We start from the raw sequence: 26865 nt of genomic DNA, 5'->3' as shown, positions 1-26865 counted from the left end.
CATCTGATATGCGCCGATCGGGTGGCCTTCAACCACTACTCCTCGGTTGGAAGGGCGACTTCGGCCGCGTCCTGCCGCCCTCGTTCCAGCAGGACGGTGAAACCGTCCTCGTTCAGGACCGGCACCTTGAGCTGCACCGCCTTGTCGTACTTCGATCCGGGGTTGTCGCCCACCACGACGAACGAGGTCTTCTTCGAGACCGACCCGGTCACCTTCGCGCCCCGGCTCTGCAGCGCGTCCTTGGCGCCGTCGCGCGTGAAGCGCTCGAGCGTGCCGGTGACCACCACGGTCAGGCCTTCGAGCGGGCGCGGCCCCTGGTCCTCGTCGGCACCCTCCTCCTCCATCCGGACGCCCGCGGCCCGCCACTTGCGGAGGATCTCCTGGTGCCAGTCCTCGGCGAACCACTCCTTGAGGGAGGCGGCGATGATCGTGCCGACACCGTCGGTGGCGGCCAGCTCCTCCTCACTGGCCTGTTCGATGCGCTCGATGGAGCGGAACTCGCGCGCGAGTGCCTCGGCGGCCACCGGCCCGACATGACGGATCGACAGGCCCGTGAGGATCCGGGCGAGTGGACGCTCCTTGGCGGCGGCGATGTTGTCCAGCATCGCCTGCGCGTTCTTCTTCAGCTCGCCCTGCTGGTTCGCGAAGACCGTGGCGACCTTCTCCTCGCCGGTCCTCGGGTCGTGCTTGGGCAGACCGCTGTCCTGGTCGAGCACGTACGCCTTGATGGGCAGCAACTGCTCGACGGTGAGGTCGAAGAGGTCGCCCTCGTCCTTCAGCGGCGGCTCGGCGGGCTCCAGCGGCTTGGTGAGGGCGGCCGCGGCGACGTAGCCGAAGTGCTCGATGTCCAGCGCCTTGCGGCCGGCGAGGTAGAAGAGGCGCTCACGCAACTGGGCCGGGCACGCCCGCGCGTTCGGGCAGCGCAGGTCCACGTCGCCCTCCTTCATCGGCCGAAGCGGCGTCCCGCACTCGGGGCACTCCGACGGCATCACGAACTCGCGCTCGCTGCCGTCCCTCAGGTCGACGACGGGGCCGAGGATCTCCGGGATGACGTCACCGGCCTTGCGCAGCACCACCGTGTCGCCGATCAGGACGCCCTTGGCCTTGACGACGTCCTGGTTGTGCAGCGTGGCGAACTCGACCTCGGAGCCGGCCACGGTCACCGGCTCGACCTGCGCGTACGGCGTGACCCGGCCCGTCCGGCCCACCCCCACACGGATGTTGACGAGCTTGGTGTTGACCTCCTCCGGCGCGTACTTGTACGCGATGGCCCAGCGTGGCGCACGCGACGTGGAGCCGAGCCGGCCCTGGAGCGGGATCTCGTCGAGCTTGACGACGACGCCGTCGATCTCGTGCGCCACGGAGTGGCGGTGCTCGCCGTAGTGGGCGATGAACTCGCGGACGCCGTCGAGGTCGTCGACCACCCGGTTGTGGGGGGACGTGGGCAGGCCCCAGGACTTCAGCAGTTCGTAGGCCTCGGAGAGCCGGGAGAAGCCCTCGAAGCCCTCCAGCGCGCCGATGCCGTGGACGACCATGTGCAGCGGCAGCGTCGCCGTGACCTTGGGGTCCTTCTGGCGCAGCGAGCCGGAGGCGGAGTTGCGGGGGTTGGCGTACGGCTTCTCGCCGGCGGCCACCCGGCGCGCGTTGAGGTCCTGGAAGGCCTCCATCGGGAAGTACACCTCGCCCCGGATCTCCACCAGGCGCGGGACCGCGTCGCCGCTCAGCCGGTGCGGGATCTCCGCGATCGTCATCACGTTGGGCGTGATGTCCTCGCCGACCCGGCCGTCGCCGCGGGTGGCCGCGCGGGTGAGCCGCCCCTCCTCGTACGTCAGGTTCACCGCGAGGCCGTCGACCTTGAGCTCGCACAGGAAGTGGTGGTCGGGCGTGCCGACGTCCTTGGCGACGCGGTCGGCCCAGGCGGCGAGCCCCGCGTCGTCGAAGACGTTGTCCAGGGAGAGCATGCGCTCGCGGTGCACGACCTCCGCGAGGCCCGTCTCGTACGCCACCGCGACCTTCTGGGTCGGCGAGTCGGGCGTGCGCAGCTCCGGGTACTCCTCCTCCAGCGCCTCCAGGGAGCGCAGGAGCCGGTCGAACTCGGCGTCGCTGATGACCGGCGCGTCCTTGACGTAGTACCGGAAGCGGTGCTCCTCGACCTGTTCCGCGAGCTGCGCGTGCTTCTCCCGTGCCTCGGCGGGCACCGTCGTCTCCGCTTGCTTGTCGCCGGCCACCGTGTTGTCCTCCCGTTACTCTGGGTTGTCCGCGAGTGATCTCGCCGCCTGGACGCAGTGGGCGAGCGCCTGGCGTGCGTACGCGGGGGAAACGCCCGCGAGGCCGCACGCCGGGGTCACGGTGACCGTCTCCGGGAGAAGCCCCGGACGCAGTCCCAGCCTGCGCCACAGCGTCCTGACACCCATGACGCTACTCGCAGGGTCCGACAACGGGCCCTCCGTCGCCGGGACCACTCCGGCGAAGAGCCGGGTACCCCCTTCCACGGCTTCCCCGATCGCCTCGTCGTCACGCTCGGTGAGCAGCGAGGCGTCGAAGGAGATACCGGCGGCACCGGCCCGGCGCAGCAGTGCGAAGGGGACGTCCGGGGCGCAGGAGTGCACGACGACCGGGCCGCGGTGGACGCCGGCGACGTCGCGCAGCGCCGCCTCGACGACCTGCCGGTCCACGGCCCGGTGGGTCCGGTAGCCGCTGGCTGACCTCACCCGGCCGCGCAGCACCGCGGTCAGGGAGGGCTCGTCGAGCTGGAGGACGGGCTGTGCCCCCGGCACGCGCCGCCGCACCTCCGCCAGGTGCAGGCGCAGCCCCTCGGCGAGGGACGCGGCGAGGTCGCGGCAGGCGCCGGCGTCGGAGAGAGCGGCCTCGCCGTTCCTCAGCTCCAGGTTCGCGGCGAGCGTCCACGGCCCGACGGCCTGCACCTTCAGCGGTCCCTCGTAGCCCTGGGTGAACTCCTCCAGCGCGTCGAGGTCCTCACCGAGCCACGCGCGCGCCCGCCTGGTGTCCCGGCCCGGCCTGTCGCTGATCCGCCACCCGCTGGGCTCGACGCGCGCGTACAGCTCGGCGAGTATCCCCGCGGTCCGCCCGATCATGTCCGCGCCGGGCCCGCGCGCGGGCAGTTCCGGCAGGAAGGGGAAGTCCTCGAAGGTCCCGGTGACCGTCCTGACGGCCTCCCGGGCGTCCTCGCCGGGCAGGGATCCGACGCCCGTGGCGGCCGGGAAGCGGTACTCGCTGTTCTCACTCACGCGGGAAGCCTACGGAACGTTCCTCGAACGGTCCGCCGCGACCGCCTCCAGTCGCTGTCGAGGCGGGCCGGAGCGGCCGCGGCCGGTCACCGTCCCGGTCGCACGGTCAGGTCGACGACCTCGGCGTCCTCGGGAAGGTCGAGGGCCATGAGGAGGGCCGTCGCGACGGACTCGGGGTCGATCCACCGACCCGGGTCGTACTCCTTGCCCTCCTGCTGGTGGACCTTGGCCTGCATCGGGCTCGCGGTGCGGCCCGGGTAGACCGAGGTGACCCGGACGCCCGCCGCGTGCTCCTCCTGGCGCAGGGCGTCGGCGAGGGCCTTCAGGCCGTGCTTGGACGCGGCGTACGCGGCCCACTCGGCGTTCGCGTGCAGTCCGGCGCCCGAGTTGACGAAGACGACGTGGCCGCGGGCGGCGCGCAGCTGCGGCAGCAGCAGCCGGGTCAGCTCCGCCGGCGCGATCAGGTTGACGTCGAGCTGGTGGCGCCAGGTCTTCGGGGTGAGCTCCCCCACCGGGCCGAGGTCGACCACGCCGGCGATGTGCAGCAGCGAGTCGACCCGGTCCGGCAGTGTCTGGTGGGAGAGGGCCCAGCTGAGCCGGCCGGGGTCCGCCAGGTCGCCGACCAGGGTCCGCGCGCCGGGGAAGGCGGCGGCCAGTTCCTTCGCCCGGGCCGCGTCGCGGGCGTGCAGCACGATCTCGTCCCCGCGCGCGTGCAGGCGGCGGGCGACGGCCGCGCCGATGCCGGAGCCCGCCCCGGTGATCACATGAGTAGCCATGCCCGCCATGCTCGCACCCCCGGCTCAGCGGTCCGCGAGCGACTCCTCCAGGTAGGCCATGGCCTCGGCCGGCTCGTCGGCGAAGCACATCAGCTCGGCCAGCGGGCGGGGCAGGAACCCTTCCGCGTCCATGCGCTGGAACTGCTCCTTCAGGCCGTCCCAGAAGCCGGCCGTGTTCAGCAGCACCACCGGCTTGTCGGTGCGGCCGTGCTTCTTCAGCTCCAGGATCTCGGTGGCCTCGTCGAGGGTGCCGGTGCCCCCGACCAGGATCACCACCGCGTCGGCCTTCTCCAGCAGCAGCTTCTTGCGCTCGGCCAGGTCCCGTGCGATGACCATCTCGTCGGCGCCGGGCCGCGCCTTCGCCGACAGGAAATCGACCGAGACGCCGACGAGCCGGCCGCCCGCCTCGTGCACGCCGTCCGCGACCACCTTCATCAGACCGCTGTCGCTGCCGCCCCAGACCAGGGTGTGCCCGCCCTTGCCGATCAGCTCGGCGAAGTCGCGGGCGGGGCGGGTGTAGCGGTCGTCGAGGTCGGCGGCGGAGAGGAAGACGCAGATGTTCATGCGCTCAACGGTACGCGGGAAGAATCGCGGGCCCGCGGGCGCTTCCCTCACATGGCTTCTGCACACGAGATCACCATCGAGCACGGCACGCAGCGCGTACGGGTCGTCCGTGACGGCCTGGTCCTGGCCGAGAGCGACCGCCCCCTGGTGCTGCGGGAGACCGGGTGCCCCGCGCGCTACTACCTCCCCGCCGAGGACGTGCGCCTGGACCTGCTGAAGGCATCCGGGACGCACACGCACTGCCCGTTCAAGGGCACGGCGTCGTACTGGTCCCTGCCGGACGCGCCGGACCTGGTGTGGGCGTACCCCGACCCCAAGCCCGCCGTCGCCGAGCTCAAGGACCACCTCTGCTTCTACGACGTGGAGGTCGTGGCCGGCTGACGTGCGGTCCCTCGCCTCTCCACCCGCGCGTGGCACTCTTGACAGTCATGGACAACAAGACCCTCTCGCGTGACGGCACCTCGCTCGCCCAGCACCGCAGCGGGCAGGGGGCCGCGGTCGTCCTGGTCCACGGCGCGATGTCGACGGGCGGCACGCTGGCGCCGCTGGCGGCGGCGCTGTCGGAGCGCTTCTCTGCGGTCGTGTACGACCGGCGGGGGCGGGGCGGGAGCGGGGACACGACGCCCTACGCGGTGGAACGCGAGGTCGAGGATCTCGCCGCGGTGATCGGGGCGGTCGGCGGAGAGGCTGCCCTGTACGGGATCTCGTCGGGCGGCGCGCTGGCGCTCAGGGCGGCGGCGAGCGGGCTGCCGGTGCGCCGGGTGGCGGTGTACGAGCCGCCGTTCGTCCTGGACGAGGAGGGTCTGGGGGAGCGCGCGCAGTACACCAGGGACCTGGCCGAGGCGCTGGGGCAGGGCCGGCGCGGGGACGCGGTCGAGCTGTTCCTCCGGCTCACCGGACTGAGCCCGGAGGTGATCGCCAGCGCCCGCCAGGCGCCCCTGTGGGCCGGCATGGAGGCCCTGGCGCCGACGCTCGCCTACGACGACGCGGTGATGGGCGGCGGCCGGATCCCACGCGACCTGCTCGCCTCGGTCACGGTGCCGGTCCTGGCCCTCGCGGGCGGGGCGAGCCCCGGCTGGCTGCGCGCGGCCACCCAACAGGTGGCGCAGCTCGTGCCGCAGGGGACGTTCCGCACGCTGGAGGGCCAGAGCCACGCGGTGGAGGCGGACGTACTGGCGCCTGTGCTGGCGGAGTTCTTCGCTTCCTGAGCGCCCGGACGGACCGCCGACGGGACCGGGCCGGCCGGCGCGCCGGCGGCGGAACGGGCCGGCGGTGTCAGGCCGCCCCGGCCGTCGCGCGGGCCGTCGAGGCGATCGTCGCCGAGCCCACCACGCGGGTGCCGTCGTACAGGACGACCGCCTGGCCGGGGGCGACGCCGCGCACCGGCTCGGCGAAGGTGACGTGGAGCTCGCCGTCGACCAGCTCGGCGCTCACCTCCGTCTCGTCGCCGTGGGCGCGCAGCTGGGCGGTGTACGTGCCGGGCCCGGACGGGCGCGCGCCGCACCAACGGGGTTTGATCGCGGTCAGGGCGGACACGTCGAGGGCGGACGCCGGGCCGACCGTGACGGTGTTGTCGACCGGCGAGATGTCCAGGACGTAGCGCGGCTTGCCGTCGGGTGCCGGGGTGCCGATGCGCAGGCCCTTGCGCTGGCCGATGGTGAAGCCGTACGCGCCCTCGTGGGTGCCGACCTTGGTGCCGGACTCGTCGACGATGTCGCCCTCTGCCGTGCCGAGGCGGTCCGCGAGGAACCCCCGGGTGTCGCCGTCGGCGATGAAGCAGATGTCGTGCGAGTCGGGCTTCCTGGCGACGGCGAGGCCGCGCCGCTCGGCCTCCGCGCGGATCTCGTCCTTGGTGGTGACCGTGTCCCCGAGCGGGAACATCGCGTGCGCCAGCTGCCGGTCGTCCAGCACGCCGAGGACGTAGGACTGGTCCTTGGCCATGTCTGAGGCGCGGTGCAGTTCGCGGGTGCCGTCGGGCAGCGTGACGACCTTCGCGTAGTGGCCGGTGCAGACGGCGTCGAAGCCGAGGGCGAGCGCCTTGTCGAGCAGCGCGGCGAACTTGATCTTCTCGTTGCAGCGCAGGCACGGGTTGGGCGTGCGGCCGGCCTCGTACTCGGCGACGAAGTCCTCGACGACGTCCTCGCGGAAGCGGTCCGCGAGGTCCCAGACGTAGAACGGGATGCCGATGACGTCCGCGGCGCGGCGGGCGTCGCGCGAGTCCTCAATGGTGCAACAGCCGCGCGCGCCCGTGCGGAACGACTGCGGGTTCGCGGAGAGCGCGAGGTGGACGCCGGTGACGTCATGGCCGGCTTCCGCGGCGCGCGCGGCGGCGACGGCGGAGTCGACTCCGCCCGACATGGCGGCGAGGACGCGGAGGGGGCGCTGCGGGGTCTCAGTCATAACCACTCCAGAGTACGGGGCGGCGGGAACCGTCACGCGCGCGTATCCGTTGTCGATCACATGGGGGCGACGAAGGACGAGGCCGGCCGGCGCACGGCACGGCGGACGGTGCTGATCGGCGGTGCGGTGGCGGTCGTGGGCGGGGCCGCGCTGGCCCGTGAGCGGCTGCCGCACCTGTGGTGGCGGCTGCCGGGCGCGCAGCGGCCGCGGGTGGAGGGCGCGGTCGACTTCCGCGGCGCCCGCTGGGTGGCGGCCTCCCCGGCCAACTACCGGCGGGCCGACCGCCCGGACGACTACTCGATCGACCGGGTCGTCGTCCATGTCACGCAGGGCAGCTACGCCGGTGCCGTGAAGGTGTTCCAGGACCCGGCCCACCAGGCCGCCGCGCACTACGTCGTGGGCGCCGACGGGCACGTCACGCAGATGATCCGCGAGCTGGACGTGGCCTTCCACGCCGGCAACCGCGGCTACAACGAGCGCAGCGTCGGCATAGAGCACGAGGGCTACGTGGACAGGGCGTCGTCGTTCACGGCCGCGATGTACGCCGCCTCGGCGCGGCTGACGGCGGGCATCTGCGCGCGGTACGGCATACCGGTGGACCGGGAGCACGTCGTCGGCCATGTCGAGGTGCCGGGCACCGACCACACGGACCCCGGGCCGCACTGGGACTGGGACCGGTATCTGCGGCTGGTGCGGCAGGCGCGCACGACGCGGACGTAGCGGCCGGAGGGCGGAACAGCGGGGCCGGGCGCCTCAGCTCAGGCCCGCCGCGCGGGCGCGTTCCACGGCGGGACCGATGGCCTTGGCGACCGCCTCGACGTCCGCCTGCGTGGAGGTGTGGCCGAGGGAGAAGCGCAGGGTGCCGCGCGCCAGGTCGGGGTCGGCCCCGGTGGCCAGCAGGACGTGGCTGGGCTGGGCGACGCCCGCGGTGCACGCGGAGCCGGTCGAGCACTCGATGCCCTGGGCGTCCAGCAGGAGCAGCAGCGAGTCGCCCTCGCAGCCGGGAAAGGTGAAGTGGGCGTTGGCGGGCAGGCGGTCCACGGGGTCACCACCGAGGATCGCGTCCGGCACGGCCGTGCGGACGGCCTCGATCAGGCTGTCCCGCAGGGCGCCGATCTCCCGCGCGAACCACGCGCGCCGTTCGGTGGCCAGCCGTCCGGCCACCGCGAAGGAGACGATGGCGGGGACGTCGAGGGTGCCGGAGCGGACGTGCCGCTCCTGTCCACCGCCGTGCAGGACGGGAACGGGGGTGTACTCGCGGCCGAGGAGCAGGGCGCCGATGCCGTACGGCCCGCCGATCTTGTGCCCGGAGACCGTCATCGCGGCCAGGCCGGAGGCGGCGAAGTCGACCGGGACCTGGCCGAGGGCCTGGACCGCGTCGGCATGCAGAGGGATGTCGAACTCCCGTGCCACCTCGGCCAGTTCACGGACCGGCAGCACCGTGCCGATCTCGTTGTTGGCCCACATGACGGTGGCGAGGGCCACGTCTTCGGGATTGCGGGCGATGGCCTCGCGCAGGGCCTCGGGACGCACGCGGCCCTGGGAGTCGACGGGGAGGTACTCCACGGTGGCGCCCTCGTGCTCACCGAGCCAGTGCACGGCGTCGAGGACGGCGTGGTGCTCGACGGGACTGGCCAGCACGCGGACGCGGGCCGGGTCGGCGTCACGGCGGGCCCAGTACAGGCCCTTGACCGCGAGGTTGTCGGCCTCGGTGCCGCCGGAGGTGAACACGACCTCGCTGGGGCGGGCGCCGAGGGCCTCGGCGAGGGTCTCGCGCGACTCCTCGACCGTGCGGCGGGCTCTGCGGCCGGATGCGTGGAGGGAGGAGGCGTTGCCCAGGACGCTCAGCTGGGCGGTCAGCGCCTCTGCCGCCTCCGGAAGCATCGGGGTGGTCGCGGCGTGGTCGAGGTATGCCATGGTGAGCCCGATTCTACGGCGCCGCCGTCGCGGAGCCCGGACCGGCGTGCGCCGCGTCCCGGTCCGCCGTCCGGCCCGCCCCGTCGTCCCCGGGGCCGCGAGCCGCGGCCTGCCGCCGGACGGCTCAGAAACTCCAGGAGACAGTGCTGTCGGCCTGCACGAACGCGAGCAGGACCAGCAGGTCGGCGACGCCCAGGGCCAGCCCCAGCAGCGCTCGGCCGCGGCGGGTCGTGCCGCGCCACAGGGCGGCGCCGGCGAGGGCGATGGCGATCGGGCCGAGGAAGACGTTGAGGACGAGGAGGCCGAGCAGGCCGAGGACGAAGGACGCGACGGCCATGCCGTCGACGTCTCGGAGTCCGGTGCGGCGTGCGGCGGGTGCGGTCAGGTGCATGGTGGTCACTCCCGGCGGTCGGTGGGACGGGTGGTCAGTGGGCCGACGTGCCGCGCCGGCGGCCGTGCCGCTCGCGGAGTGCGAAGACGGCGAGCCAGGCGGCGATGACGGCGGCGGCCACGGCGCTGAGGCCGAGCGGCGCGTGGGCCACGGTGCCCATGACGACACCGAGCAGCATCAGGGTGGCGACGAGGAACAGCATGGGATCGGATCCCCCTCCGACGTGCGTCCGAGGACGTTCGGGTGAACCCCCGGAGCGTTTGGGTGAACATTTCTGATTACAGTTGTTCACTGACTACCCAGTCTAGCGCGCTACCGGCCTTTGCAATTCCGGAGAACAGTTGTTAACTGCATGGCATGAGTCACACCCCCGGTCTCCGGCAGGCGCAGAAGCAGAGGACCCGGCAGGCGCTCCTGGACGCGGCTCTGGCCCTGCTGGAGGACCAGAGCCTGAGCAGCCTGGGCCTGCGCGAGGTCACCCGCGCCGCCGGTGTCGCACCCACGGCCTTCTACCGGCACTTCCGGTCCACGGCGGACCTCGGGGTGGCCCTGGTCGAGGAGGCCCTGGGCAGCCTCCACCCGGTGATCCGGACGACGGTGTCCACGGCGGACGACAGCGGGGAACGCATCACCCGCGCCGTCGATGTGATCGCCCGTCATGTCCAGGCGCACCCCGCTCACGTGCGGTTCGTCGCCCGGGAGCGCCACGGCGGGGTGCGGCAGGTCCGGGAGGCCATCCGGGAGCAACTCGCCCGGTTCGCGCGGGAGGTGAAGGACGAACTCGCCAAGGACCGGCAGTCCGCGGGCTGGGGCGAGGACGACCTGCTGATGCTGGCCCATCTGTACGTGGACCAGATGCTCATGACGGCCTCCCTGTTCCTGGAGACCCTGGACGCTCCACGAGAGGAGCGGGGACGCGTCGCCGGGCTGGCGGGCAGGCAACTGCGCCTGATCAGCCTGGGCCGCCGGCACTGGCTGGACTGACGGGCGGCACGAGGGCCCGGGTTTCGACGGGCGGACACCCGGCCCGGGCGGACGGGCGACGGACACCCGGCCGGGGCCGACGGGCGGCACGCGGTCGTCTGCGCCGCGGCGGGCCCATGCCGAGCGCCGTGACGACGCCGGCACGCCACGGTCGCGGCGTGGCCGATGGCGCGGCCGAGGTGTGCCCCCCGGCGCGCGCCGCCGCCTCCGGGGCGGCGGCCCGGACCGCGGGGCGGTCGGTCAGCCCAGCCTGACGCGTGCCAACTGCCGGGACTGGGCCACCAGCCGGTCGGCGCTGTCCCAGACCTCGGCGTCCTCCTCCAGGAAGCCGCCGGCCAGGTTGCGGGTGGTGATGGACACGCGCAGCGGCCCGGGGGCGGGACGGGAGCGGACGTGGACGGTCAGCTCGACCGTCGGCACCCAGCCGCTCAGGCCGAGTTCGAAGGCCGTCGGGGGCAGCGCGTCCACCGCGAGCAGCAGGGAGAGCGGGTCGGCGTCCCGGCCGTCGGCGAGCCCGAACCAGCCCCGCATCTCCCCCTTGCCGGACGGCGAGCCGAGGGCCCAGCCCAGGGTGGCCGGGTCCAGCTTGAGCATCAGGCGGTCGGTGATGGCCGAGCTGCCGGGGATCGGAGCCGGGCCGTCCGCGGGCCCGAAGCACTGGTCGATCGGCGGGACGGCGGGCGGCTTCGCGCTGGTGCGGACGTCGTCGGGCAGGGCGTCCAGGTCGCCGTAGGAGGCGAGGACGCGCAGGCGCTCGACCTCCCGGCCCTCCTCGTCGTACTGGAACAGGGAGGCCTGGCCGGTGGAGAGGCTGCGCCCGGTGCGGACGACGTCCGTGCGGACGACCGCCGGGCCCGGCTGCGACGCGGTCAGGTAGTGCGCCGAGACGGTGAACGGGTCCGGGTGGGGCAGGGCATGGGCGAGGGCCCGGCCGAGCACGGCCAGCAGATAGCCGCCGTTGACGGCGTTGATGATCGTCCAGCCGGCCGAGAGGTCGATGTCGTAGACGCCGGGCGCGCGCGGGGTGACGGCGGTGTCGCGGTCGAACTCGCTGTCGCCGATCGTGGCCGGCGCGGCCGGTGCGGAAGCTGCTTCGGGCATGCGTGAACCGTACAACAGGTAACTACTAAGCGGTAGCTTTCCGTTCGTACGCCGACCGTCGCCGCCTCGTGCGCCTGGAGCTCCCGGGGCGGCTACTCCTCGCGGACCGTCGACCGCCGGTTCCAGGCGCGCGGGGCCCGCCAGTGGAAGCGCATCGCGAGCAGGCGCAGCACGAAGGCCACGACCACCGCGAACCCGGTGGTGAACGGAGTCAGCGCGCCGTAGCGGATGCACAGCGCCACCAGGGTGGCGCCGACGATGGCCGGGACCGCGTACAGGTCGCGGTCCCACCGCAGGAGCGAGGGCACTTCGTTGGCGAGCACGTCCCGCAGCACACCGCCGCCGACGGCGGTGGCCAGGCCGAGGGCCGCCGACGAGGTGAGGCCGAGGCCGTAGTCGTAGGCCTTCGTCGTGCCGGCCACGCAGAACAGGCCGAGACCGGCCGCGTCGAAGACGTTGACCGCGATCTGGATGCGCTCCACGTGCGGGTGCAGGAAGAACACGAGCAGCGCGGCGAGCAGCGGGGTGATGAAGTACCCCAGGTCCGTGAACGCGGCCGGCGGCACGGCCCCGATGATCAGGTCGCGGAACAGCCCTCCGCCCAGGGCGGTCACCTCGGCGAGCACGGCGATGCCGAAGACGTCGAAGTTCTTGCGAACGGCCAGCAGCGCGCCGGAGATGGCGAACACGAAGATGCCGATCAGGTCCAGTGTGTGCTGGACGGAGGGACTGAACAGTTGGGACAGCACCCGTACATTCTCACCCAGAGATGGGTGTCCGCCTTGCGATGGAAGGCGGGAGGGCGGTTGGGACCCCGTTGTGCCGGTTCGGCGTCCGCATGGCGCCCAGCCGCCGGGACGGCGGGGCGCCATGCGGACGCCGAACGGGAGAGCGCCGTGAGCCGCGCCCTCCTCGGGCGGGTGCCCGCCGCGGGGACGGGCCGGCTCCGCGCTCTCCCGTTCGGGTGGCTGCGTGACCGTGCGGGTCACACGTCAGTCGTCGCTCGACTCCCGGCCGTCGGACCCCACGGACCCATCGGGCTCGGCTGACGCCTTGGGGGCGTGGTCGCCGGACTCCTCCGCGGCCGGGGACGCCTCGGCTTCGGCGGGCGCGTCCGCCTCGGCGGTCGCGCCGCCCTTGACCGGAGCGCCGTCCTCCACAGCAGCCTCGCCCTTCGCGGGCGCCTCCTCCGCAGGAGCGTCGCCCTCGACCGCAGCCTCGCCCTTCCCAGGCGCGTCCTTCACGGGCGCCGCTTCCTCAGCGGACGCCTCCGCCACGGAAGCACCGTCCTGCACAGGACCGCCGTCCTCCACGGAAGCGCCGTCCTTCTCGGCGGTCTCCGCGGCCACTTCCGCGGCCACCGCCGCCGAGGTCGCCGCCGACTCGGCCAGGACCTCGTCGGACACCGACTCCGCCGCCTTCTTCGCGTCCAGCAGCAGCACCGTGTCCTGCGGCGCCTGGTCCTCGAAGTTCTCGGGGTGGTGGCACGCCACGCGCTGACCCGGCTTGAGCTCCTTCAGCGGCGGCTCGGTCGTGCGGCAGATCTCCGTCGCCTTCCAGCACCGGGTGTGGAAGCGGCAGCCGCTCGGCGGGGCGATCGGCGAGGGCACGTCGCCCTGGAGCAGGATGCGCTCGCTCTTGGCGTTCCTGCGCCGCGGGTCCGGGATGGGCACGGCGGACATCAGCGCCTTGGTGTACGGGTGCATCGGCGCCCGGTACAGCGAGTCCCGGTCGGCCAGCTCGACGATCTTGCCGAGGTACATCACCGCGATCCGGTCCGAGACGTGCCGGACGACGGACAGGTCGTGCGCGATGATCACGTACGTCAGGCCCAGCTCCTGCTGGAGGTCGTCGAGCAGGTTGACGACCTGCGCCTGGATCGACACGTCCAGTGCGGAGACCGGCTCGTCCGCCACGACCAGCTTCGGATTGAGCGCGAGCGCGCGGGCGATGCCGATGCGCTGGCGCTGACCTCCGGAGAACTCGTGCGGGTAGCGGTTGTAGTGCTCGGGGTTGAGACCCACGACCGACAGCAGCCGCTGCACTTCCTTCTTGATGCCGCCCTCGGGCTCGACGCCCTGGAGCCGGAAGGGTGCGCCGACGATCGTGCCGATGGTGTGGCGCGGGTTCAGCGACGAGTACGGGTCCTGGAAGATCATCTGCACGTCGCGGCGCAGCGGGCGCATCCCGCCGACGCCCAGGTGCGTGATGTCCTGGCCCTCGAACTCGACCGTGCCGCCGGTCGGCTCGAGCAGCCGGGTGATCAGCCGGCCCATCGTCGACTTGCCGCAGCCGGACTCGCCCACGACGCCGAGGGTCTCGCCGGAGCGCACCTCGAAGTCGATGCCGTCGACCGCGCGCACGGCGCCGACCTGGCGCTGGAAGAGGCCCTTCCTGATCGGGAAGTGCTTCTGCAGCCCGGTCACCTTCAGCAGGACCTCGCCGGGGGCGACGTCCCGGGTGAGGGTGGCCGCGCCGGAGGCCGTGGCCTTCTCGCCGTTGCTCTGGGCAGGGATGCTCACTGCCTTGTCCTCTGCGTTCTCACTCACAGCTTCGGCGCAATCTCTTCGGTCCAGATCCGCTGCCGCTGCTCCTGCGTCATGTGGCAGGCGGCCCAGTGCTGGTCGCCGACCTCGGTCAGCTCGGGGCGGACCGTGCGGGTGACGTTGTCCTTGGGCACGTCGGCGTACGGGCAGCGGGGGTTGAAGGCGCAGCCGGACGGGACGTTGATCAGGGAGGGCGGGGAGCCCTTGACCGGGATCAGGCGGTCCTGCTGCTCACGGTCCAGGCGCGGCATCGAGCCGAGCAGGCCCCAGGTGTAGGGGTGCCGGGGCTCGTAGAACACCTCTTCGGCCGGACCCCGCTCGACGCAGCGGCCGCCGTACATCACCAGGATGTCGTCGGCCAGCTCGGCGACGACGCCCAGGTCGTGGGTGATGACGATGACCGCGGAGCCGAACTCCTTCTGCAGGTCGCGGATGAGGTCGAGGATCTGCGCCTGGACGGTCACGTCGAGGGCGGTCGTCGGCTCGTCGGCGATCAGCAGCTCGGGGTTGTTGACCAGCGACATGGCGATCATGGCGCGTTGCCGCATGCCGCCGGAGAACTCGTGCGGGTAGCTGTCCACCCGCTTGTCCGGCTGCGGGATGCCCACCCGGTCGAGCATCTCGACCGCCCGCCTGCGGGCGGTCTTCTTGTCGACGTCGTGGTGGATGCGGTACGCCTCCACGATCTGCTGGCCGATCGTGTAGTACGGGTGCAGCGCGGACAGCGGATCCTGGAAGATCATCGCCATCTCGCGGCCGCGCAGCTTGCGGACGTGGTCCGGGTCGGCCGACAGCAGTTCGGTGCCGTCCAGCCAGATCTCGCCGGAGATCTGCGCCTTGCGCTTGCCGTACTGGCCGGCGGTGTGCAGGCCCATGATGCCGAGCGAGGTCACCGACTTGCCGGAGCCGGACTCGCCCACGATGCCGAGGGTCTTGCCCTTCTCCAGCCGGAAGCTGAGCCCGTCGACGGACTTCACCAGACCGTCGTCCGTGGGGAAGTGCACCTTCAGGTCGCGCACTTCCAGGAAGGCGGTCGGGGCGGGCGAGGTGACGGTGGGCTCGCCCACGGCCGCTCCGCTCTTGCTCAGTTCGGTCATGCGAGCCTCACTCGGGGGTCGATCACGGCGTAGAGGACGTCCACCACGAGGTTGGCGATGAGCACCGCGAGCGAGGTGATCAGGGTGACGCCCAGGATGACGGGCAGATCCTGGGTCTTGATCGCGTTGAGCACGGCCTGGCCGAGTCCGGGCAGGCTGAACGTGGTCTCCGTCAGGATCGCCCCGCCGATGAGGGCACCGAGGTCCATGCCGAGCATGGTGAGGATCGGCGTCATCGTCGAGCGCATGGCGTGCTTCCTGATGACGACCTGCTCACGCAGGCCCTTGGCGCGGGCGGTGCGGATGTAGTCCTCGCCCAGGATCTCCAGCATGGTGGCCCGGGTGATGCGGGCGTACATCGCCGCGTACAGGAAGGCCAGGGTGATCCAGGGCAGGATCATGCCGCCGAGCCAGCCGGTGAAGGAGTCCTCCAGGGGCACGTACTCCGCGTCGATCCAGCCGAGGCCGTAGGAGAAGATCGCCAGGCTGAGCAGGCCGGTGAAGTAGATGGGCAGGGAGACACCCGCGAGGGCCACGATCATCGCGCCGCGGTCCCACAGGCTGCCCCGCTTGAGGGCGGAGAGCACACCGGCGGCGATACCGAAGATCAGCCACAGCACGGCGGCGCCGAGCGCGAGTCCCAGCGTCACCGGGAAGCGGTCGGTCAGCACCGGCCAGATGGCCTGTTCGCTCTTGAAGGAGTAGCCGAAGCACGGCGCGGCGCACTGCGTGACGTCACCGCCGACCGCGTACGTGCGGCCTGCGAAGATGCCCTTGAAGAACTCCCAGACCTGGAGGTAGATCGGGTCGCCCAGACCCAGCTTCTGCCGGATGGCCTCGACGGCGGCGGGATCGGCCTGCTTGCCCACGAAGCTCGTGGCCACGTCGACGCCCGCCCACTTCGGGACGAGGAAGAAGATGCCGAAGACCACCACGATGATGACCACCAGCATCACTGCGGCGGCGAACAGCCGCCTGATGAGGTAAGCGAGCACAGCTTACGGCCCGCCGCGGACCGCGGGCCCCGGAGATCGTCCAGGGCCCGCGGTCACGCCGCGCCGGCCTTCACCTGCCTTTCGTGCCGTACGGCGGGTGTGCCGGGTTTACTTCGCGGACTTCAGACCGAGGTTGACGAAGTCGTACTGACCGCTGTAGGCGTCGGTCGTGTACACGTTCGCCAGTCGGTTCGAGCGCCAGTTGATGAACTTCTCGAAGACGAAGGGCAGGTAGTAGCCGCCCTCCATCACCTTGTGGTTGATCTCCGTGGCGATCTTGGTCTTGCCGGCGTCGTCCAGCGTGTTGACGTACTGGTCGAACAGGCCGTCGATGGCCTTGTCCTTGATCAGGGCGTAGTTGTTGTTACCGCTCTGCAGGATGTACTTGCTGTCCCACAGCGGCAGACCGAAGCCCTGGACGGACGGGAAGTCCGGGCCCCAGCCCATGATGATGATGCCGTAGCCCTTCTTCTTCACGTTCGCCGGGCTGCCGATGATGCCGGTGGTCTGCGAGCCGTCGTACTGGTCGATCTGGACGTTGATCCCGATCTTCTTCAGCGACGCCTGCAGGGACTCGGCGGTGGCCACCTCGACCGGCTTGTTGTTGCGGACGGCGATGGTGGTGCTGAAGCCGTTCGGCTTGCCGCAGGCCTTCAGCTCCTCCTTGGCCTTGGCGGCGTTGCCGCTCTTGTTGGCGCCGGCCAGCTGGTACGGGTCGTACTTCTGGCCCTCGGCGCCCGGCACGGACGGCGGCAGCATGTTGGTGCCGATGTCGCCACCGGCGACGGGGCCACCGCGCGCGGTCTGCAGCGACACGTGGTCCGCGCCGTAGATGACCGCCTTGCGGCAGTGGATGTTGTCGAACGGCGCCACGCTCTGCGGGAAGACCGCGTAGCGGATGTAGCCCGAGACCGGGTTGTCCAGGTTGGCCCGGTGCTGCTTCAGGGCGGTGGTGCGGCCCTGCGGCGACATGCCGGTCTGGTTGATGTCCAGGTCGTAGTCACCGGCGATCAGACGCGCGTCCAGGTCGTTGGCGTTCGAGAAGAACTTGACCGTGATCTTGTCCGGGTAGGCCTTGCGGATCGGGTCCGAGGACTGCTTCCACGCGGTGTTGCGGACCAGGGTCAGGTCCTTGCCCGGGTTGTACGACTCGAACTTGTACGGGCCGGAGGAGAAGGGGTGGAGCGCGTACTTGGACTTGGTGTCCTTGTCCTGGCGGACCGGGGAGGCCGAGGTGAGGCCCAGCATCTCCTCGAAGTCCGAGTTGGCCTTCGGCAGCTTGAAGACGACGGTCTTGTCGTCGGGCGTCTCGATCGCCTTCAGGCCCAGCTTGTCCGCGGTCTTGTCCTTGTACGGGCCCTGGTACGCGCCCGTGGGGTCGAGGACGTCCTTGAGGTAGGTCGGGCCGCCGGACAGCACGTCCTGCGCCCAGACGCGCTCGATGCCGTACTTGACGTCCTTGGAGGTGATCGGCTTGCCGTCCTCCCAGGTGACGCCGTCACGCAGCGTGTACGTGTACGTCTTGCCGCCGTCGGTGACCTTGGCCAGGCCGGTGGCGAGGTCCGGGGTGAGCTCGGCGCCGGTCTTGCCGGGCTCGGTCTTGTTCGTGACGAGCTGGCGGCTGTAGTAGCGCGCGAAGTTCCACATGAAGCCGTAGTAGCCGCGCGTGGTGTCCCACGAGTCGGCGTCCTGGGCCGCACCGAACTTCAGCACGCCGCCCTTCTTGGCCGCCGAGGCCTGGGCGACCTTGTTGTTGGCGGCGTCGAAGCCGGCCGCACCGTTCTTCGAACCGCCCTTGCCGTCGTCGCCGCCGCCGCACGCCGCCGTGGTCAGCAGCGCCGCGACCACGGCGGCAGCGGCCACGGCCTGCTTGCGCCGCCCTGAGGTGCGTTGGGTAGTCACGATCCTGGATCCTCCGGATTTGATGAGAGACCCCGTGGGCAGCGCCACGGGAGGCTTGGGGTACGGCATCAGCGGGAGCCCTTCGGGTCCAGCGCGTCGCGCACGCCGTCGCCGAAGAGGTTGAAGGCAAGAACGGTGATGAAGATCGCCACGCCGGGGATCACCATGTACATGGGATCCGAGTCGTAGTAGTCGATCGCGCTCGAGAGCATCTGCCCCCAGGAGGCCGTGGGCGGCTTGACGCCCACGCCCAGGAAGCTGAGTGCCGCCTCGGTGAGGATGTTGGTCGGGATCATCATGGTCGTGTACACGATGATCGGCGCGACGAGGTTGGGCAGCAGCTCCTTGAAGAGGATGTAGAAGCGCCCCGCGCCCAGGGAGCGGGCGGCCTCGACGTACTCGCGTTCACGCAGCGAGAGCGTCTGGCCGCGCACCACGCGTCCGATGTAGGGCCAGCCGAAGAAGCCGATGACCAGGATCATCACGAAGACGCGCACACCCGTGCCGGTGAGACCCAGCATCGTGGTGGGCATGACGGAGACCAGCGCGATGATGAACAGCAGCTGCGGGAAGGCGAGCAGACCGTCCATCACCCGGCTGATGACCGCGTCGATCCAGCCGCCGAAGAAACCGGCCAGGATGCCGAGGATCGTGCCGACGACGACGGCGACCAGTGCGGACAGGAAGCCGACCAGCAGGGAGATGCGGGCGCCGTGGACGATGCGGGCGAAGATGTCGCGGCCGCTGACCGGCTCCACACCGAAGAGATGGTCGCCGCTGATGCCGCCGAGGGAGCCCGTGGGCGTGCCGAACAGGGGGTCGATCAGGTCCTCGTGGTGGGTCTCCGGGTCCTGGCCGACCAGGTGCGCGATCACGGGCGCCAGGATCGCGACCAGGATGAGGAGCAGCACGACGACACCGCCCGAGAGGGCGAGCTTGTCCCGCTTAAGGCGTTCCCAGGCGATCCGGCCCAGGGAGCGCCCCTGGACGGCCTTCGCGCCGGTGGTGGCTACCGCCGCTTCGTCGGCCGCGCTCGGGGCCGCTTCCGCGGTCGGCTCGTGCAATGGTGCCGTCATCAGGCAGGGACCCCTCTCAACCGGCGGTAGCCGGCCCGCACTTGCCGCTGTGGCGGCATGATCAGTCCGTCGTACACAGGGGCGAAAGGCCCCCTGGTGCGGGAGTCTTCAACGCTTTGGCGATCTGTTGCCAGACTTGACGGTGAATGGATGCGTAAACGTGATGCTGTCTGGGGGGTTCCGTTATCCGGACACTGGGTAACGGGGGTCGGACGCGGACCAATTGGAGCAATCAGTGGGAGAAGCGGACGTCTCGCCCTCATCTACGCGCGAAGAAGGGCTCCCGGTTCGGAAGCCCTCGGTGCCGGTGGACGGTGCCGCGCGTCAGTAGCCGCCGCGGGGCTGCGGGTACCCGTAGCCGGCCGCCGGGGCCTGCGCGGGGGCGCCGTGCGCCTCGCGGTCGTAGAACGGACGGGCGTTGGCGCGCAGCCACATCGCGATGGGGTCGTACTCGTCGGACATCGCGACCGTGGAGACCGGCAGACCGTCGGGGACGGCGCCGACGGACTGCTGCATCATGGCGCGCACCGAGTCGACGGCCGGCGGGGAGGTGTCGTACACGTCGAGGCCGATGGCCAGGTACGGCGCCCCGAGCGCGGGCTGGACCCAGGCACGGCGCAGCGAGCGGACCGCCGGAGTGCGGTGCGCGTTCTGCGCGAGCAGGGCGTAGAACTGCGCGACGTCGATGGCCGGTTCGGACAGCCTCAGCGGTCCGGCCGGCTGGCGGTCCAGGCCGGTGGCGATGCGGCGCAGGTCGAGCCAGGGGATGCCGACGCCACCGCCGGGGGCGTGCGGGTTCAGCCAGAGGCCGTAGTGGTCGGGGTAGAGGGTGCGGGCGACGTCGAGGCCGTCCACCACCTCGTACGACCGCATCCAGCCGCTGGCCGACAGCTCCTGCGCGGAGGTGACGCAGGGCGCGTAGCCGTGGCCGTCGACCTCCATGTGACCGTACTGCGCGTCGGGGGAGCCGGCCTGGCCGTGCCAGAGCAGCATCCAGACCTGGCCGGAGGAGGGCGTCGCGAGCGCGCGCAGGAGTGCCTCGTAGGCGTCGTACCGCCCGGGCGTCACCTGGCGCAGCATCTGCTCGACCTGCCCGGCCGCGGCGGTGCCAGCGCTCACCTTTTTACCGCCCCTTCATGCAACCAACACTCCGACCGAGCCGTGCGTCCAGTGCCCGGGCAGGCCGCGTTCACACGACATCGCCCGTGGACGCTCTAGCTTAAGCCGCCCCGCGGCGCGGGACCCGCCGCCGTCGGCCCGCGACCGCGGATCGCCCGGGCCGCCGACGTCCCACGCGGCGCGACCCGCGCGCGGTCACCGCCCGCGTCCCGGCCGGGCTCCTTCAGTGGCCCTGCTGGTAGAACGGCCGCACCGTCGCGCGCATCCACTCCCCCACCGGGTCCTCGGCCACGTCCAGGAGAACCAGGTTCACGGGCCATGCGACCGGGACCCGGCCGAGGGCGCGGCCGAGGGCCTCCAGCGGCCGGGCCCGCAGGTCGCCCTCCCAGTGGGACAGTTCCACGCCGACGAACATGACCGGGTCGGCGGTCTCGACGGCGGCGAGGCAGCGGCGGGCGGTGAGCACCACGCCGGTGCCGTCGAACTCCGCGGAGGCGGCGGCGAGGAAGTCCACCGGGTCGTCCTGCCAGTCCGGTTCGAACAGCCGGACCCGGCCGCCGGTCACCGGGCCGTCCAGCGACGTCCGCCCCGCCCGGCACAGCTCCGCCACGGCCTGCGGGGGCAGCGGGACACCGACCACGCCCTCGGGATTCACGGCGATGCCGACCTGCGGGGGCAGCCCGCGCGCGAACTCCACGGCGGGCGCGACGGTACAGGGCATGTGGGCGCCGGCGACCTGGCGGAACTGCTCCTCGGAACTGAAGACCGGCACGTACGCCTGGCCCTCGATCTCCAGCGTGGGCAGGTCGAGCGGACCGCTGTGCGGACCGCCGCCGTTGGGCAGCGGCACCCAGACGAAGCTGCGGCCGAGCACCTCGAGGATGCGCCCGCCGGCCGAGGGCATGCCGAGCGACGCCGACAGCACCTCCTCCAGCTCGTTGCCGGGCCAGCCGCCGTGCGGTTGGGGGTGCGCCTGTGCCGGGAAGTCAGCGGGGATGTCCGCCGGGAAGTCCATCTGCCTACCGCCTGCTGTGAACCACGGGTGTGGCTGAAAGGCTAACGGGTCCCGCGCCGCCCCCTCCGATGCCCACGGAGCGGGCTCCCCGCCCGGGGGTCCCCCGCCGCGGAACGTGCCGCCCGCCGCCGCCGGCCCGCACCGCCGCACGCGGGCGCCCCCCGGTGGCACCACCGGCGCCACCCTCGCACAACGGGCCGACCCCACCGGTGCACGGGCGCACACGGGCGGGCGCCACTGCGGCGCGGGCCGGGCGTGGGCCCGCGCCGCCGCCGCACGGGCGCACGCCCCCGGTGGCGCCGTGCATCACCCCGTGAAGTCGATGCGCCGCAGCGTGTCCGCCGCGTCCCGGTCGAGCAGGACGGCCGAACCGCAGCCGTCGGGCAGGCGGCCCCGTTCGGCCGCGCGCAGCAGTCGTTCGGCGGCCGTGCGGTGGCGCAGGAAGGCGTAGCGCGAGACGCCGCGGCCGCGCTCGCGCTGGCCGGCCAGGGCCGCGGCGGGCGGAACGTCGAGCAGCAGCAGGTGCAGTGTGCCGCCGCGGCGGCGGGCGGCGCGGGCCAGCCAGCCGCGCACCCAGGCCTGCGTCCCGCAGTCGTGCACCACGATCCCCTCACCGGTGCGCAGGGCGCGACGCAGCCCCGCGTAGTGGGCGAGGCGGACGAGCGGCCGGTAGACCGCGTACGGCAGGAACCGCGCGAGCCGGTCGTCGAAGCGGTCGCGGGTGTCCTGGGAGTCGATGCGGGTGCCCCGCACCGCCCGGCGCATCAGGGTGGACTTGCCGCTGCCGGGCAGGCCGGTCACCACGACGAGGTCGCGGGGCCCGAAGAGCAGGGCGTGCGGGCTGCGGCCGGCCCGTTCGCGCAGGTCCCGGACGACGGGCGCGGGGCGCTCCCCGGACCGCACGCGGGCCGGAGCCGCGGGACGCCCCGGCAGTGCTTGGGCCCGTTGCGGCAGCGCGAGTGCCGGAGTCGTGGCGCGTGCCGTGGTGCTGTTCACCGTGATCGCCTCCCCTGGAGTGGTCACAGATCCCCTCCCCCTCGAGTGTAAAAAGAAGGTAATACCCGGTGTCTCGCGTTTTCGTGCACGTAACGCCACAACCCGGTTACGGATGCGGTCCTGCCAGGAGCGGGCGGGGCGTGCAATGATGTTCGCGCCAACTGCATACCGGCCGTTTGAATCCGCGCGGGAGAGTCCCCGGCAGCCGTTTCGCCGGGGCGCCGAAGGAGCAAGTCCCTCCCTTGAATCTCTCAGGCCCCGTCACCGCGCGGGCGAGGCACATCTGAAAAGCGGGCCGCCCGTGCGGCCCCACCCAAGGTGCAAGCCGTGACCCGGCCCGGCTCCCACGCGGACCGGTGGTCATGGCGAACCTCTCAGGTTCCGATGACAGATGGGGAGGAACGTTCCTCGCCCGCCCCCCGCCCGGCCGCGCCCGCGCGGGGGACCCCCATCGCCTGGAGACCGACCGATGAGCAGTACCGAACCCGCACCCAAGCGCCGTACCGCGCTCGACGCGCTGCACCGCTCCCTCGGTGCGACGATGACCGACTTCGCCGGCTGGGACATGCCGCTGCGCTACGGCTCCGAGCGCGACGAGCACCTCGCCGTCCGGACCAGGGCGGGCCTGTTCGACCTGTCCCACATGGGCGAGATCACCGTCACCGGCCCGCAGGCCGCGCGGCTGCTGAACCACGCCCTGGTCGGCAACATCGCCTCCGTCGGCGTCGGCCGCGCCCGCTACACCATGATCTGCCGGGAGGACGGCGGCATCCTCGACGACCTGATCGTCTACCGGCTCGCCGAGAGCGAGTACATGGTCGTCGCCAACGCCTCCAACGCCCAGGTGGTCCTCGACGCGCTGACCGGGCGGGCCGCCGGCTTCGACGCCGAGGTGCGCGACGACCGCGACGCCTACGCCCTGATCGCCGTGCAGGGGCCGGAGTCCCCGGGCATCCTGAAGTCGCTGACCGACGCCGACCTGGACGGTCTGAAGTACTACGCGGGCCTGTCCGGCACCGTCGCCGGCGTCCCCGCACTGATCGCCCGCACCGGCTACACCGGCGAGGACGGCTTCGAGCTGTTCGTCGCCCCGGCCGACGCGGAGAAGCTCTGGCAGGCGCTGACCGACGCGGGCGCCCCCGCCGGGCTGGTCCCGTGCGGGCTGTCCTGCCGCGACACGCTCCGCCTGGAGGCGGGGATGCCGCTGTACGGGCACGAGCTGACGACCTCGCTGACCCCGTTCGACGCGGGTCTCGGCCGGGTGGTGAAGTTCGACAAGGAGGGCGACTTCGTCGGGCGCGAGGCTCTGCTGGCCGCCGCCGCGCGCGCCGAGAACGACCCGCCGCGTGTCCTGGTCGGCCTGGTCGCCGAGGGCCGCCGCGTCCCGCGGGCCGGCTACGCCGTCGTCGCCGGCGGCCAGGTGATCGGCGAGGTCACCTCCGGCGCCCCCTCCCCCACGCTCGGCAAGCCGATCGCCATGGCCTACGTCGACGCCGCGCACGCGGCGCCGGGCACCGCCGGCGTCGGCGTGGACATCCGGGGCAGCCACGAGCCGTACGAGGTCGTGGCGCTCCCGTTCTACAAGCGCCGGAAGTAGCAACCGGTCGGGCGGGGCCCGGCGCCGTCGGACGCGCGCCCGGCCGCCCGCGTGTGACACCGGGCACTTTCCCCCGCTCGCCGGCACCTTCGTCCGTCCCCCGTCACCACCACCGACCCGATTAAAGGAGAATTCACGCCATGAGCAACCCCGAGCAGCTGCGTTACAGCAAGGAGCACGAGTGGCTGTCGCCCGCCGAGGACGGCGTCGCGACGATCGGCATCACCGAGTTCGCGGCCAACGCGCTCGGCGACGTCGTCTACGCCCAGCTCCCGGAGGTCGGCACCGAGGTGAGCGCGGGCGAGACCTGCGGCGAGCTGGAGTCGACCAAGTCGGTGTCCGACCTGTACTCCCCCGTCAGTGGTGAGGTCACCGAGATCAACGAGGACGTCGTCAACGACCCGTCGCTGGTGAACTCCGCGCCGTACGAGGGCGGCTGGCTGTTCAAGGTGCGGGTGACGGAGGAGCCGGCCGAGCTGCTCTCCGCCGACGAGTACGCCTCCCACACCGCCGGCTGAGGAAGACCCAGCGACATGTCGATGCTGAACACCCCCCTGCACGAGCTCGACCCCGAGGTGGCCGCCGCGGTCGACGCCGAACTGCACCGCCAGCAGTCCACGCTGGAGATGATCGCCTCGGAGAACTTCGCCCCCGTCGCGGTCATGGAGGCCCAGGGCTCCGTCCTGACCAACAAGTATGCCGAGGGCTATCCCGGCCGCCGCTACTACGGCGGCTGCGAGCACGTCGACGTCACCGAGCAGATCGCGATCGACCGGGTCAAGGAGCTGTTCGGCGCGGAGTACGCCAACGTGCAGCCGCACTCCGGCGCCTCCGCCAACCAGGCCGCGCTCTTCGCGCTGGCCCGGCCCGGCGACACCATCCTCGGCCTGGACCTGGCCCACGGCGGCCACCTGACCCACGGAATGCGGCTGAACTTCTCCGGCAAGCAGTTCCACGTGGTCGCCTACCACGTGGACGACGACGGCCTGGTCGACATGGCCGAGGTCGAGCGGCTGGCCAAGGAGCACCGCCCGAAGGTGATCATCGCCGGCTGGTCCGCGTACCCGCGGCAGCTGGACTTCGCCGCCTTCCGCCGCATCGCCGACGAGACCGGCGCCCACCTGTGGGTCGACATGGCCCACTTCGCGGGCCTGGTCGCCGCCGGTCTGCACCCGAACCCGGTGCCGTACGCGGACGTGGTCACCTCGACCACCCACAAGACGCTCGGCGGCCCGCGCGGCGGCATCATCCTGGCGAAGAAGGACTTCGCCAAGAAGCTGAACTCCTCGGTGTTCCCCGGCTTCCAGGGCGGTCCGCTGGAGCACGTCATCGCGGCCAAGGCGGTGTCCTTCAAGGTCGCCGCCTCCGAGGAGTTCAAGGAGCGGCAGCGCCGGACGGTCGAGGGTGCGAAGATCCTCGCCGAGCGGCTCACCGCGCCGGACGCCCGCGCGGCCGGGGTGAACGTCCTGTCCGGCGGTACGGACGTCCACCTGCTCCTGGTCGACCTGCGCGAGTCCGAGCTCGACGGGCAGCAGGCCGAGGACCGCCTCCACGAGGTCGGCATCACGGTCAACCGCAACGCCGTCCCGAACGACCCGCGGCCGCCGATGGTGACGTCCGGCCTGCGCATCGGCACGCCCGCCCTGGCGACCCGCGGCTTCACCGCCGACGACTTCGCCGAGGTCGCGGACGTCATCGCCGAGACCCTCAAGCCGTCCTACGAGGCGGAGACGCTCAAGGCGCGGGTGAAGGCGCTGGCCGACAAGCACCCGCTCTACCCGGGTCTGAACCGGTAGAACCCCTTCGCCGGGCACCGCGCACACTGGACCGTGGGCGCGGTGCCCCTCGCGCGCCCGCCCGGCACGCGGCGCCCACCCCGCGCCGGTGCCGCCGTCGCACGTCCCGCACACCCGTACCCGGTGCCCACCCCGCACCACCCCGTCCTGAGGAGTCACCGTGGCCATCTCGGTGTTCGACCTGTTCTCGATCGGCATCGGCCCGTCCAGCTCCCACACGGTGGGCCCGATGCGCGCGGCGCGCATGTTCGCCCGCCGGCTGCGCAACGAGGGCCTGCTCGGCTCCGTCGCGTCGCTGCGCGCGGAGCTCTACGGCTCCCTCGGCGCGACCGGGCACGGCCACGGCACGCCGAAGGCGGTGCTGCTCGGCCTGGAGGGCGCCTCGCCCCGGACGGTCGACGTGGAGAGCGCCGACGAGCGGGTGGAGACCATCCGGACCGCCGGCCGGATCAGCCTGCTCGGCGAGCACGAGATCCCGTTCTCCTTCGACGACGACCTCGTCCTGCACCGCCGCAAGGCGCTGCCCTACCACGCCAACGGCATGACCCTGTGGGCGCACGACGCCTCCGGGTCCGAGCTGCTGAGCAAGACCTACTACTCGGTGGGCGGCGGTTTCGTCGTCGACGACGACGCGGTCGGCGCGGACCGGATCAAACTCGACGACACGGTCCTGAAATACCCCTTCCGCACAGGCGACGAGCTGCTGCGCCTGACCCGGGAGACCGGCCTCTCGATCTCCTCACTGATGCTGGAGAACGAGCGCGCCTGGCGCACCGAGGAGGAGATCCGCGCGGGCCTGCTGGAGATCTGGCGGGTCATGCAGGCCTGCGTGCGGCGCGGCATGACCCGCGAGGGCATCCTGCCGGGCGGCCTGCGGGTGCGCCGCCGCGCGGCCGTCACCGCGCGCCAGCTGCGCGCCGAGGGCGACCCGCTGGCGCACGCCATGGAGTGGATCACGCTGTACGCGATGGCGGTGAACGAGGAGAACGCGGCCGGCGGCCGGGTGGTGACCGCCCCGACGAACGGCGCGGCCGGCATCATCCCGGCGGTCCTGCACTACTACATGGACTTCGTGCCGGGCGCCGACGAGGACGGCGTGGTCCGCTTCCTGCTCGCCGCGGGCGCCATCGGCATGCTGTTCAAGGAGAACGCCTCCATCTCCGGCGCCGAGGTCGGCTGCCAGGGCGAGGTCGGCTCGGCCTGCTCGATGGCCGCGGGCGCGCTCGCGGAGGTCATGGGCGGCACACGGGGAACCCGATGTGCTCGGACAGGACGGAGTACAGCAGGTTCCGCCGGGCGATCCGCTCCCCGCCGGCCCGCCAGAACGCCTCGTCCTCCGGGTCCC

Annotated in this window: 26 protein-coding genes and 2 riboswitches; of the genes, 8 read left to right on the top strand and 18 right to left on the bottom strand. The window is 72.1% G+C overall.

Annotation, left to right across the window (positions count from 1 at the left end):
• Positions 1-35: 35 nt before the first annotated feature.
• The 4 genes from ligA to ACWDNY_RS21765 form a co-directional block, all read right to left on the bottom strand.
• Positions 36-2228, bottom strand: a complete 2193-nt coding sequence (ligA, locus tag ACWDNY_RS21780; RefSeq protein WP_451647446.1) for an NAD-dependent DNA ligase LigA — start codon at positions 2226-2228, stop codon at positions 36-38.
• A gap of 15 nt (positions 2229-2243) precedes the next feature.
• Positions 2244-3248, bottom strand: a complete 1005-nt coding sequence (locus ACWDNY_RS21775; RefSeq protein WP_451647445.1) for a methionine synthase — start codon at positions 3246-3248, stop codon at positions 2244-2246.
• Between the two features lie 86 nt (positions 3249-3334).
• Positions 3335-4024 (bottom strand): SDR family oxidoreductase, encoded by a 690-nt coding sequence (locus tag ACWDNY_RS21770; RefSeq protein ID WP_451647444.1) that lies wholly within the window; start codon positions 4022-4024, stop codon positions 3335-3337.
• A 24-nt stretch (positions 4025-4048) separates the two neighbouring features.
• A complete protein-coding gene (locus ACWDNY_RS21765) occupies positions 4049-4588 on the bottom strand; it encodes an LOG family protein (RefSeq protein ID WP_451647443.1) in 540 nt (179 codons plus the stop codon).
• A 51-nt stretch (positions 4589-4639) separates the two neighbouring features.
• Between ACWDNY_RS21765 and ACWDNY_RS21760 the strand changes: the two genes are divergently transcribed.
• Together ACWDNY_RS21760 and ACWDNY_RS21755 are read left to right on the top strand one after the other, a co-directional pair.
• A complete protein-coding gene (locus ACWDNY_RS21760) occupies positions 4640-4969 on the top strand; it encodes a DUF427 domain-containing protein (protein WP_451647442.1) in 330 nt (109 codons plus the stop codon).
• 47 nt (positions 4970-5016) lie between these two features.
• Positions 5017-5796, top strand: coding sequence for an alpha/beta fold hydrolase (locus ACWDNY_RS21755; protein ID WP_451647441.1), 780 nt, complete (start codon positions 5017-5019; stop codon positions 5794-5796).
• Between the two features lie 67 nt (positions 5797-5863).
• Here ACWDNY_RS21755 and mnmA read toward each other — a convergent pair whose 3' ends face one another.
• Positions 5864-6988: a tRNA 2-thiouridine(34) synthase MnmA gene (mnmA, locus tag ACWDNY_RS21750; protein ID WP_451647440.1), complete on the bottom strand. Its 1125-nt coding sequence runs from the start codon at positions 6986-6988 to the stop codon at positions 5864-5866.
• A gap of 60 nt (positions 6989-7048) precedes the next feature.
• Here mnmA and ACWDNY_RS21745 point away from each other — a divergent pair, with 60 nt between their 5' ends.
• Positions 7049-7708, top strand: a complete 660-nt coding sequence (locus ACWDNY_RS21745) for an N-acetylmuramoyl-L-alanine amidase (protein WP_451647439.1) — start codon at positions 7049-7051, stop codon at positions 7706-7708.
• Positions 7709-7741: 33 nt separating this feature from the next.
• On the opposite strand, the gene ACWDNY_RS21740 is transcribed toward ACWDNY_RS21745, so the two are convergent.
• The 3 genes from ACWDNY_RS21740 to ACWDNY_RS21730 all read right to left on the bottom strand — a co-directional run bounded on the left by ACWDNY_RS21740 (position 7742) and on the right by ACWDNY_RS21730 (position 9498).
• Positions 7742-8905: a cysteine desulfurase family protein gene (locus ACWDNY_RS21740; RefSeq protein WP_451647438.1), complete on the bottom strand. Its 1164-nt coding sequence runs from the start codon at positions 8903-8905 to the stop codon at positions 7742-7744.
• 124 nt (positions 8906-9029) lie between these two features.
• Positions 9030-9296 (bottom strand): DUF4190 domain-containing protein, encoded by a 267-nt coding sequence (locus tag ACWDNY_RS21735; protein ID WP_451647437.1) that lies wholly within the window; start codon positions 9294-9296, stop codon positions 9030-9032.
• Positions 9297-9330: 34 nt separating this feature from the next.
• Positions 9331-9498, bottom strand: a complete 168-nt coding sequence (locus ACWDNY_RS21730; RefSeq protein ID WP_451647436.1) for a hypothetical protein — start codon at positions 9496-9498, stop codon at positions 9331-9333.
• A gap of 155 nt (positions 9499-9653) precedes the next feature.
• Here ACWDNY_RS21730 and ACWDNY_RS21725 point away from each other — a divergent pair, with 155 nt between their 5' ends.
• A complete protein-coding gene (locus ACWDNY_RS21725; protein ID WP_451647435.1) occupies positions 9654-10280 on the top strand; it encodes a TetR family transcriptional regulator in 627 nt (208 codons plus the stop codon).
• Between the two features lie 240 nt (positions 10281-10520).
• Here the strand turns inward: ACWDNY_RS21725 and ACWDNY_RS21720 are convergent, their stop codons facing one another.
• The 10 genes from ACWDNY_RS21720 to ACWDNY_RS21675 form a co-directional block, all read right to left on the bottom strand.
• A complete protein-coding gene (locus tag ACWDNY_RS21720; protein ID WP_451647434.1) occupies positions 10521-11381 on the bottom strand; it encodes a thioesterase family protein in 861 nt (286 codons plus the stop codon).
• 92 nt (positions 11382-11473) lie between these two features.
• On the bottom strand, positions 11474-12130 hold the full coding sequence (locus ACWDNY_RS21715; protein WP_451647433.1) for a trimeric intracellular cation channel family protein: 657 nt from the start codon (positions 12128-12130) through the stop codon (positions 11474-11476).
• A 243-nt stretch (positions 12131-12373) separates the two neighbouring features.
• Entirely contained in the window at positions 12374-13903 is a 1530-nt protein-coding gene (locus ACWDNY_RS21710; RefSeq protein WP_451647432.1) for an ABC transporter ATP-binding protein, read from the bottom strand.
• A 23-nt stretch (positions 13904-13926) separates the two neighbouring features.
• Entirely contained in the window at positions 13927-15024 is a 1098-nt protein-coding gene (locus tag ACWDNY_RS21705; protein WP_451647431.1) for an ABC transporter ATP-binding protein, read from the bottom strand.
• Positions 15021-16019, bottom strand: a complete 999-nt coding sequence (locus ACWDNY_RS21700) for an ABC transporter permease (RefSeq protein ID WP_451647430.1) — start codon at positions 16017-16019, stop codon at positions 15021-15023. The genes ACWDNY_RS21705 and ACWDNY_RS21700 overlap by 4 nt, the downstream gene beginning before the upstream one ends.
• 108 nt (positions 16020-16127) lie before the next feature.
• Entirely contained in the window at positions 16128-17921 is a 1794-nt protein-coding gene (locus ACWDNY_RS21695) for an ABC transporter substrate-binding protein (RefSeq protein ID WP_451647429.1), read from the bottom strand.
• Between the two features lie 68 nt (positions 17922-17989).
• Entirely contained in the window at positions 17990-18997 is a 1008-nt protein-coding gene (locus ACWDNY_RS21690) for an ABC transporter permease (RefSeq protein ID WP_451647428.1), read from the bottom strand.
• Positions 18998-19321: 324 nt separating this feature from the next.
• Positions 19322-20077 carry an enhanced serine sensitivity protein SseB C-terminal domain-containing protein gene (locus ACWDNY_RS21685; RefSeq protein WP_451647457.1) on the bottom strand — a complete coding sequence of 252 codons (756 nt, stop codon included), beginning with the start codon at positions 20075-20077 and terminating at the stop codon, positions 19322-19324.
• A gap of 262 nt (positions 20078-20339) precedes the next feature.
• The gene (locus tag ACWDNY_RS21680; RefSeq protein ID WP_451647427.1) at positions 20340-21131 is read right to left on the bottom strand and encodes an enhanced serine sensitivity protein SseB; all 792 of its coding nucleotides are present in this window, start codon (positions 21129-21131) and stop codon (positions 20340-20342) included.
• Positions 21132-21437: 306 nt separating this feature from the next.
• Complete coding sequence (locus tag ACWDNY_RS21675; protein ID WP_451647456.1) at positions 21438-22127, bottom strand: AAA family ATPase; 690 nt, start codon at positions 22125-22127, stop codon at positions 21438-21440.
• 177 nt (positions 22128-22304) lie between these two features.
• Positions 22305-22404, top strand: a riboswitch (glycine riboswitch).
• Positions 22405-22528, top strand: a riboswitch (glycine riboswitch). It abuts the riboswitch before it with no gap.
• Between the two features lie 68 nt (positions 22529-22596).
• Between ACWDNY_RS21675 and gcvT the strand changes: the two genes are divergently transcribed.
• The 4 genes from gcvT to ACWDNY_RS21655 form a co-directional block, all read left to right on the top strand.
• Positions 22597-23724: a glycine cleavage system aminomethyltransferase GcvT gene (gene gcvT, locus ACWDNY_RS21670; RefSeq protein ID WP_451647426.1), complete on the top strand. Its 1128-nt coding sequence runs from the start codon at positions 22597-22599 to the stop codon at positions 23722-23724.
• Positions 23725-23864: 140 nt separating this feature from the next.
• Positions 23865-24242: a glycine cleavage system protein GcvH gene (gene gcvH / locus ACWDNY_RS21665; RefSeq protein ID WP_451647425.1), complete on the top strand. Its 378-nt coding sequence runs from the start codon at positions 23865-23867 to the stop codon at positions 24240-24242.
• Between the two features lie 15 nt (positions 24243-24257).
• Positions 24258-25520, top strand: a complete 1263-nt coding sequence (gene glyA / locus ACWDNY_RS21660) for a serine hydroxymethyltransferase (RefSeq protein ID WP_451647424.1) — start codon at positions 24258-24260, stop codon at positions 25518-25520.
• A gap of 160 nt (positions 25521-25680) precedes the next feature.
• The coding region (locus tag ACWDNY_RS21655; protein WP_451647423.1) for an L-serine ammonia-lyase at positions 25681-26865 on the top strand (1185 nt) is incomplete at its 3' end.

It is taken from the genome of Streptomyces sp. NPDC003697 (assembly GCF_053587115.1).
The sequence above is the reverse complement of the archived record's forward strand: the minus strand, read 5'-3'. Positions and strand labels throughout refer to the sequence as shown.

Excerpts from the sequence above, each read along its gene's own strand:
- ACWDNY_RS21770 (WP_451647444.1), bottom strand. The coding sequence starts at position 4,024 with ATGGCTACTCATGTGATCACCGGGGCGGGCTCCGGCATCGGCGCGGCC.
- ACWDNY_RS21765 (WP_451647443.1), bottom strand. The coding sequence starts at position 4,588 with ATGAACATCTGCGTCTTCCTCTCCGCCGCCGACCTCGACGACCGCTAC.
- ACWDNY_RS21760 (WP_451647442.1), top strand. The coding sequence starts at position 4,640 with ATGGCTTCTGCACACGAGATCACCATCGAGCACGGCACGCAGCGCGTA.
- ACWDNY_RS21755 (WP_451647441.1), top strand. The coding sequence starts at position 5,017 with ATGGACAACAAGACCCTCTCGCGTGACGGCACCTCGCTCGCCCAGCAC.
- mnmA (WP_451647440.1), bottom strand. The coding sequence starts at position 6,988 with ATGACTGAGACCCCGCAGCGCCCCCTCCGCGTCCTCGCCGCCATGTCG.
- ACWDNY_RS21745 (WP_451647439.1), top strand. The coding sequence starts at position 7,049 with ATGGGGGCGACGAAGGACGAGGCCGGCCGGCGCACGGCACGGCGGACG.
- ACWDNY_RS21740 (WP_451647438.1), bottom strand. The coding sequence starts at position 8,905 with ATGGCATACCTCGACCACGCCGCGACCACCCCGATGCTTCCGGAGGCG.
- ACWDNY_RS21735 (WP_451647437.1), bottom strand. The coding sequence starts at position 9,296 with ATGCACCTGACCGCACCCGCCGCACGCCGCACCGGACTCCGAGACGTC.
- ACWDNY_RS21730 (WP_451647436.1), bottom strand. The coding sequence starts at position 9,498 with ATGCTGTTCCTCGTCGCCACCCTGATGCTGCTCGGTGTCGTCATGGGC.
- ACWDNY_RS21725 (WP_451647435.1), top strand. The coding sequence starts at position 9,654 with ATGAGTCACACCCCCGGTCTCCGGCAGGCGCAGAAGCAGAGGACCCGG.
- ACWDNY_RS21720 (WP_451647434.1), bottom strand. The coding sequence starts at position 11,381 with ATGCCCGAAGCAGCTTCCGCACCGGCCGCGCCGGCCACGATCGGCGAC.
- ACWDNY_RS21705 (WP_451647431.1), bottom strand. The coding sequence starts at position 15,024 with ATGACCGAACTGAGCAAGAGCGGAGCGGCCGTGGGCGAGCCCACCGTC.
- ACWDNY_RS21690 (WP_451647428.1), bottom strand. The coding sequence starts at position 18,997 with ATGACGGCACCATTGCACGAGCCGACCGCGGAAGCGGCCCCGAGCGCG.
- ACWDNY_RS21685 (WP_451647457.1), bottom strand. The coding sequence starts at position 20,077 with ATGCTGCGCCAGGTGACGCCCGGGCGGTACGACGCCTACGAGGCACTC.
- ACWDNY_RS21680 (WP_451647427.1), bottom strand. The coding sequence starts at position 21,131 with ATGGACTTCCCGGCGGACATCCCCGCTGACTTCCCGGCACAGGCGCAC.
- gcvT (WP_451647426.1), top strand. The coding sequence starts at position 22,597 with ATGAGCAGTACCGAACCCGCACCCAAGCGCCGTACCGCGCTCGACGCG.
- gcvH (WP_451647425.1), top strand. The coding sequence starts at position 23,865 with ATGAGCAACCCCGAGCAGCTGCGTTACAGCAAGGAGCACGAGTGGCTG.
- glyA (WP_451647424.1), top strand. The coding sequence starts at position 24,258 with ATGTCGATGCTGAACACCCCCCTGCACGAGCTCGACCCCGAGGTGGCC.